The sequence below is a fragment of the Corallococcus sicarius genome (assembly GCF_003611735.1).
Taxonomy (GTDB): Bacteria; Myxococcota; Myxococcia; order Myxococcales; family Myxococcaceae; genus Corallococcus; species Corallococcus sicarius.
In genome coordinates this window covers 1-7208 of the sequence record NZ_RAWG01000399.1, presented here as the reverse complement: position 1 = coordinate 7208, position 7208 = coordinate 1, and the positions used below count along the sequence as shown (strand labels likewise).

Here is a 7208-nt window from a genome sequence, read left to right as displayed (position 1 = left end):
GGGACGCGGCGGGGGGGCGCCAGTGGACAGGCCGTGGTTGAGCAGCGTCATCGCCGTGTCGAGCACGCGCTCCAGGCCCGGATCCTCCTCCCAGAGGACCCAGCGCATGCCCAGGAAGTCGCCAATGCCCATCAGGCAGTAGGCGAGCGCCTCCGGATCCATGCGGCGCACCTCGCCGGCCTCCATGGCCTGCGTGAGGCCGCGCACATAGCCCTTGGCGAAGCGGTCGTAGTAGCGGCGGTAGCAGTCCGCATCCACGAACTCCGCCTGCCGCACGACGCGGTAGAGGTTGGGGTGCTGGCGCACGAACTCGAAGAAGGCGCGCAAGCCCTCGCGCTCCACCTCCAGCCGCGTGGTGCACTTCGCGGTGGAGTCCGCGATGAGGCGGCGCAAGCGAGCGCCCAGCTCGTCCACCACCTCCACGAAGATGGACTGCTTGTCCGGGAAGTACACGTAGAAGGTGCCCAGCGCGACGCTGGCCTTGCGCGTGAGATCCGCGATGGACGCGCGCTCGTAGCCCTTCTCCCCGAACACCGCTTCGGCCGCCTTCAACAACTTCTGCCGCGTCCGCTGGCCACGCGGCGTCACCGGGACACGTTCTGAAGTTGAAGGTCGATTCATCTTTCAAGACGGGTAGCACCCGCCCGACAGCCTTGTCAAAAGCCGAAGGTTGGCTCCTCGCGTCAAAGACAGACATGAACGCAGAGCGTCAAACGCCTCCGGCCAGCAGGCGGGGAGGCGCCGGAACAAGACGCGGGAGGTTGGGAACCCGACCCTTGGAGTCGCCCCATCCGTTTGCATACAAACGGACTTGCAATCCTGAGCGGGGGCATATAACTTCACCGCCGTTCACCCACGGGACCTATAAAAATAAGGTCGGAAGCCCCATGGACACCCTGGATTACCGCCTCCTGGACATGCTTCAGCGCGATGGCCGGGCCACGCAGCTGGAGTTGTCCCGAAAGGTGGGGCTGTCCCAGCCGGCGGTGGCCGAGCGCATCCGCAAGCTGGAAGAGCGGGGCGTCATCACGGGCTACACGGCGCGGGTGGAGGCGACGCGGCTGGGCAAGGACATCACCGCGTTCATCGGCGTGAGCATCGAGCACCCCAAGCACTTCGAGGGCTTCGCGCAGCAGGTGGCGCTGTTGCCGGACGTGCTGGAGGCGCACCGGGTGGCCGGTCAGGACTCGTACATCCTGAAGGTGAAGACCGCGAATACGCGGACCCTGGACTCCCTGCTGGTGGAGACGCTGCGCACCATTCCAGGTGTGACGCGCACGAGCACCACCATCGTCCTGTCGACCTTGAAGGAGGACACGCACGTGCGTGTCCCCGAAGCGTTGTTGAACGGAGAATGACCATGAGCGCGGACGCTATGAGTGCCCCCCTGCCCCCTCCTCCGGCCTACCGGCTGTCCCAGCGCATGTCCCGGATGAAGACCTCCGCGGTGCGGGAGATCCTCAAGATCGCGGAGCGCCCCGACATCCTGTCCTTCGCTGGCGGCCTGCCCGCCCCGGAGCTCTTCCCGCTGGAGGCCATCGCGAAGGCCTTCGAGGAGACCTTCGCCGCGGAGGGACGCCAGGCGCTCCAGTACAGCACCACGGAGGGCTTCGGCCCGCTGCGCGAGTGGATCTGCGGACACCTGGCCCGCAAGGGGCACCACACCACCAGCGACCAGGTGCTCATCACCAGCGGCTCGCAGCAGGGCCTGGACCTGGTCGGCAAGGTGCTGCTGGACCCGGGCGACCTGGTGGTGGTGGAGGACCCCAGCTACCTGGCGGCGCTCCAGACCTTCGGCGGCTACGAGGTGGACTTCGCCACCGTGCGCAGCGACGACGCGGGCATGGACACGGACGACCTGACGGCGCTGGTGAAGAAGCGCCAGCCGAAGCTGCTCTACGTCATCCCCAACTTCCAGAACCCCAAGGGCACCACCCTGTCCCTGGAGCGCCGCAAGGCGCTGGTGCGGCTGGCGCAGGAGCACCGCTTCATCATCCTGGAGGACGACCCGTACGGCGAGCTGCGCTTCCGCGGTGAGCACCTGCCGTCGCTCGCGTCGCTGGACGACCAGGGCGTGGTGCTGTCCTTGTCCACCTTCTCCAAGACGCTCGCCCCCGGCCTGCGCCTGGGCTGGGTGACCGGGCCGCGAGCGCTGCTCAAGGTGCTCACCATCGCGAAGCAGGCCACCGACCTGCACACCGCCACGCTCGCCCAGCGCGCCACCGCGCGGCTTTTGGCCACGTTCGACTACGCGGGCCACATCGCCGCGCTGATGCCCGTCTACGGCGAGCGCGCCCAGGCCATGCTCACCGCCCTGGAGCGCCACATGCCCGCGGGCACGAAGTGGACGAAGCCGGACGGCGGCATGTTCCTCTGGATGGAGCTGCCCGGGGGGCTGGACGCCGCCACGCTGCTGCCCCGCGCCGTTGAACAGAAGGTCGCCTTCGTCCCCGGCGCCCCCTTCTTCGCCAACGCGCCGCAGCCCCAGTTCGTGCGCCTGAACTACTCCAACCGCCCGCCCGACCTCATCGACGAGGGCATGCGCCGGCTGGGCGCCGTCATCGCGGACGCGCTGTAGCCGGCTGCCCCAGCCCGGGCCCGAGCCGCGACGCAATGCGTTGCCAGCCGGGCATGGGGCGGGCTGAAAAAAGTTGAAGGCCGATTCAGGTTTCAGCCTCCTCGGCGCTGGAAAGCGCCGGGGCGGTGTGCGTACCCTGCGCGCCGTTTCGCGACGCTCAAGGAGAGGCACATGCAGCTGAAGGACCTGAAGATCATCGTGACGGGTGGCGCGCAGGGCATGGGCGCGCACTTCGCCCAGCGCATCCACGAAGCGGGCGGCCAGGTGGCCGTGGGCGACGTCAACGAGGAGCGGCTCGCGGAGCTGCCCCAGGGCATCCACCGCCGCAAGCTGGACGTGTCCAACGAGCAGGACGTCACGGACTTCGTGCAGTGGGCCCACGGCGCCATGGGCGGCCTCAACGGCCTCATCAACAACGCGGGCATCCTGCGCGACGCGCTGCTGGTGAAGAAGGACCGCACCACCGGCCAGGTGAAGAAGCTGTCCACCGCGGACTGGAACGCCGTCATCGGCGTCAACCTCACCGGCGCCACGCTGATGGTGCGCGAGGTGGTGACGAAGATGGTGGAGACGGACCAGCGCCCCGGCGTCATCGTCAACATGTCGTCCATCGCGCGGCACGGCAACCGCGGCCAGTCCAACTACGTGTCCGCCAAGGCGGCGCTCGCGGCCAACACCGTCACCTGGTCGCGCGAGTTCGCCCCCTTCGCCATCCGCGTGGGCTCCGTCGCCCCGGGCATGATTGAAACGCCGATGACGCAGGGCATGAACCAGAAGGCCCGCGACGCGCTGGTGGCCTCCATCCCGGTGGGCCGCATCGGCCTGCCCGAGGACATCTGGGTGGCGGTGAAGTTCATCATCGAGTGCGAGTACTTCAACGGCCGCACCATCGACGTGGACGGCGGCCTCAACTTCTAGGCCGCATCCCCGCCCTGCTCCGGAAGCTCAGGCCGTCTTGCGCTTCCGGGGCGCGGCCCGCGCGGCCTTCGCGGCCACGCCCTTGGCGGACCCTGTCGCGGGTGGGAGCTCCACCCAGCGCTCCGCCCACTTGCCCAACTCGTCGATGACCTTCCAGAAGTCCTGACCCTTCTGCGTCAGGCGGTACTCGGAGCGGATGGGCGGGCCCACATCCACGTGGCGCTCGATGATGCCCTCCGCCTCCAGGTCCTTCAGCCGCTCCGACAGGACGCGCTCGCTGATGGTGCCAATGGCCTCCGTCAGCTCCCCGAAGCGGCGCGGCCCGTCCAGCAGGATGCGCAGGATGACGCCCGTCCACCGCCTGCCCAGCAGGTCGGCCGCCGTCAGGAACCGTCCGCAGAGCGGGCTCAGGTCGTCATGCATCGTGTCGCCTCCTGCCCGAGTATAGCGACGCCCCTCCCCCGCGTCAGGGACACCTGGGCGCACTTACTTACTTTTAGGAAGTTACTTGCAAAATAAAAGCGTCGCCGGTACCCATGGGCCATGAGCCCAACGAACCCCGCCCTGGACGCGAGCACCCTGGAGCAGCTCTTCACCGAAGCGCGCACGCACAACGGCTGGCTGGACCAGCCGGTGACGGACGACACCCTGCGCCGCCTGTATGAATTGGCGCGCATGGCGCCCACGGCGGCCAACAGCCAGCCGGTGCGCCTGGTGTTCGTGAAGGGCCGCGAGGCCAAGGAGAAGCTCAAGCCCACCCTGGCCCCGGGCAACGTGGACAAGACGATGCAGGCGCCCGTGACGGTCATCGTGGCGTACGACACCGCGTTCCACGAGCAGATGCCCAAGCTGTTCCCCTCGCGCGACATGAAGAGCGTCTTCGCGGCGCAGAGCCCGGAGGTGCGCGAACAGGGCGCCTTCATGAACAGCTCCCTGCAGGGCGGCTACCTCATCCTCGCCGCGCGCGCGCTGGGGCTGGACTGCGGCCCCATGGGCGGCTTCGACAAGGCGAAGGTGGACGCGGCCTTCCTCGAGGGGACGGGCTGGAAGTCGAACTTCCTCCTCAACCTGGGCTACGGCGACGCGCAGAAGCTCTTCCCGCGCAACCCGCGTCTGGCTTTCGAGGACGCCTGCCGCATTGAATAATCCGTCTCATTCCAGACGGCTGAATCCCACTCCGGTCCAGTGGCCGCTAGACGCCACAATCCCGAGTTTCTAGGTTAATCAGGAAGAAGCAGCCTGCGCCGTCGGTTCCACCAGGACGAGCGCGGCGTGGGACTTCTTCCCAGCGGGAGCGCCCTCCCCCACACGGGCGCGACCTCTGACCGGGCCCATGCGGGGCCCGGAGTGTGTGACAGGAGGCTTGCGACAGGGCTTTCTAGTAATTGCGTTCGAGCGGCATCATCGTGCCCGCCTCGAACTCCGGCGCGCGACGAAGCTGATCCAACACGCGCGGGGCACAGCGCACGTGCAGCATGGGCAGGGAACCGCCCGGCTCGCTCATGGCGCGAACGGCCCCCACGAGCTGGTGGGCTTCCAGCCAGCGCATGAAGCTCTCGCGGAAGCGGGCGTGCTCCGCCTGGCCCTCCTTGAAGATCTCCGCGCGCGAGCGCAGGGGTGCCCGCGCGGGCGCCGCGCGTCCGTGGGACTCCGCGGTCTCCCGGGGCATCACCGTGACGTCGATGTCCTGCTCCGTGACGCGTCCCACCCCCGTGGCACCGGAGTACCCGGAGCCGGGGAGCGCGCGCACCGAGCCCCCACTGCCCGGCAACGAACGCACGGAGGCGACGGAGGCCATCCGTGCCGAGATGTCACCCGGATTGCCCGGCACGCCAGTCTTCCTGCTCATGGCCCACATCCTTCCCCGGGTCCGGTGCTCACCTGGCACCGGCCCCGGCAACTACCGCGTCACCTGAAAACAGCCAGGCCCTTCCCCGTCCGGTGACCGCCCGAGCGGGGAAGCTTGATGGCGTTGGCCAGAATCAAATCCCTCACTTCCAACGCCGTCAAGTCAGGGGCACGGCAACGATACAGCGCAGCAATACCTGCGACATAAGGCGCCGCCATGCTCGTGCCACTCATTCGTTCGTAGAACGCCTGATTGTTGCAGCGGCGTTCAGTAGACGAATACACATTCACCCCGTAGCCCATGACGTCAGGCACGACGCGGCGCCCCACGGTGCCGCTGGCGGAGAAGGTGGCCACGGTGCGCTCGAAGTCGACTGCCCCCACGGCGAGTGCTTCGGGAAAGGCCGCTGGGTAACCAACCGTGTCCGGTCCACTGTTGCCTGCCGCGACAACGGGCAGGATGTTGCTGTCCAGCAGTCGACGCAGCATGGTCTGCAGGGCGCGCTGATTCAGCAGGTAGTCCGCTTCGGTGATGCCCGGCGGCGGCTGCAGCGGGAAACCCAGCGACAGGTTGACCACGGCGGGGCGCGAGGCGTTCTCCGGACGACTGAACTGGTGGAGCAGCCACTCCATGCCAGCGGCGACGCGGCCGAGGCTGGTGCGGATGGTCTCCGATTCGATGACGGACGCGGCGTACAGGTCCACCTCCGGCGCGACGCCGTGGTGCACGCCCGCGGCGATGCCGCACACGTGGGTGCCGTGGCCGTCCGGGTCGAAGCCGCGCACGTCGCGCGCGGGGTTGTGGGGCGAGTTGGGGAAGAGCGAGACGTAGCGGAACTGGATGGTCTTGCTCGCGTGCTCCGGATGGTCCGCGTCCACGCCGGTGTCCAGGATGCCCAGCATCACGCCGGCGCCCCGGATGCCCTGGGCGTGCGCCAGGGGGACACCGGACTCGTCAGGCCACTCGCGCTGCGCGAGCGAGCTCATGCCGCGGTTGCGCGGTCCCGTCTGTCCGGCCGACACCGGCCCCGGGAAGGACAGGGGCACCACGTCCGGGATGAACTCGAACTCCTCCGCCAGCTCTCCGCGGGCCGCGTTCTCTGCGTCCACGGAGTAGAAGTGCGCCATGGTGGCGCCGATGAGGGGCATGTACCGGTAGCTGCCCGCCTCGGAGCCGGTCTGCTCCGTCACGGGTGCGCCCGGCAGGGGCACGGTGCTGGCGCCCGCGCCGCGGGTGCCCGCGCTCTTGCGGCCTCCGGCGCGCTTGCGGCCCCGGGGCTCCTGACCGCTGATGGCCGGCTTCATGCCGGGCAGGGTGGCCGAACGCAGGCCGAGGGCCGTGAGGGCGTCCGGGGCCTTCTGCGCGGCGCCGAAGCGCAGCGCGGTACTGCGAACGAGGACGCGCTCGCCCTGGGCCGTGCCGCGAACTCCCGGCCGGGCCTGCGTCTCGATGGACTCCTTGGGTACCAAGAGAAAAGACTTCATGGGTGGTGTGCTCCTTGGACTACCAATCCGCACCGGGGCCCCGAAGGAGGGGAGCACCCGCGTAAGGACCGCGCCCACCTGGGAACCCTGACAAGCCCCTTCGGGTCCGGTGGATTGGGCTCCCGGGCGTCGCCCGAAAGCCATGTCATCGCCTGCCCTCCCCTCTCCCCTCTCGCGGGGTCGACCGTGTGATTGGACCGCGCCCCCCTGACAAAAGTTCACGGGGTTTCCTCAATAGACACCCCTTGTCTGGGGTCTCGGTCCTCACTTGGCTTCCCCGAACATCTGGAAAGGCAACGGATTCCCTCCGGGGGGCGATACGAGTGAGCGGGAACGCACAGCCCCTCTGTCCGCCAGCGGATGTGGGGAAGGGGTGGGC

The 7208-nt window shown here is 68.6% G+C and carries 8 protein-coding genes; 4 read left to right on the top strand and 4 right to left on the bottom strand.

Annotated features, from left to right (window positions below; all coding sequences use genetic code 11):
- The coding region (locus D7X12_RS36895) for a TetR/AcrR family transcriptional regulator (protein WP_147443911.1) at window positions 1-621 on the bottom strand (621 nt) is incomplete at its 3' end.
- Window positions 622-887: 266 nt separating this feature from the next.
- On the opposite strand from D7X12_RS36895, the gene D7X12_RS36890 reads away from it, so the two are divergent.
- The 3 genes from D7X12_RS36890 to D7X12_RS36880 all read left to right on the top strand — a co-directional run bounded on the left by D7X12_RS36890 (window position 888) and on the right by D7X12_RS36880 (window position 3496).
- Window positions 888-1358, top strand: a complete 471-nt coding sequence (locus D7X12_RS36890) for an Lrp/AsnC family transcriptional regulator (RefSeq protein ID WP_120612881.1) — start codon at window positions 888-890, stop codon at window positions 1356-1358.
- Between the two features lie 2 nt (window positions 1359-1360).
- Window positions 1361-2578 carry an aminotransferase-like domain-containing protein gene (locus D7X12_RS36885; RefSeq protein ID WP_120629890.1) on the top strand — a complete coding sequence of 406 codons (1218 nt, stop codon included), beginning with the start codon at window positions 1361-1363 and terminating at the stop codon, window positions 2576-2578.
- Between the two features lie 171 nt (window positions 2579-2749).
- Window positions 2750-3496: an SDR family oxidoreductase gene (locus D7X12_RS36880; RefSeq protein ID WP_120629889.1), complete on the top strand. Its 747-nt coding sequence runs from the start codon at window positions 2750-2752 to the stop codon at window positions 3494-3496.
- A 27-nt stretch (window positions 3497-3523) separates the two neighbouring features.
- Here the strand turns inward: D7X12_RS36880 and D7X12_RS36875 are convergent, their stop codons facing one another.
- A complete protein-coding gene (locus tag D7X12_RS36875) occupies window positions 3524-3919 on the bottom strand; it encodes a winged helix-turn-helix transcriptional regulator (RefSeq protein WP_120629888.1) in 396 nt (131 codons plus the stop codon).
- 120 nt (window positions 3920-4039) lie between these two features.
- Here D7X12_RS36875 and D7X12_RS36870 point away from each other — a divergent pair, with 120 nt between their 5' ends.
- Entirely contained in the window at window positions 4040-4642 is a 603-nt protein-coding gene (locus tag D7X12_RS36870) for a malonic semialdehyde reductase (RefSeq protein WP_120629887.1), read from the top strand.
- A 232-nt stretch (window positions 4643-4874) separates the two neighbouring features.
- Here the strand turns inward: D7X12_RS36870 and popD are convergent, their stop codons facing one another.
- A complete protein-coding gene (gene popD / locus D7X12_RS36865) occupies window positions 4875-5345 on the bottom strand; it encodes a PopC secretion inhibitor PopD (RefSeq protein WP_120629886.1) in 471 nt (156 codons plus the stop codon).
- 59 nt (window positions 5346-5404) lie between these two features.
- Window positions 5405-6829: a subtilisin-like protease PopC gene (popC, locus tag D7X12_RS36860; protein WP_120629885.1), complete on the bottom strand. Its 1425-nt coding sequence runs from the start codon at window positions 6827-6829 to the stop codon at window positions 5405-5407.
- Between the last annotated feature and the right edge of the window lie 379 nt (window positions 6830-7208).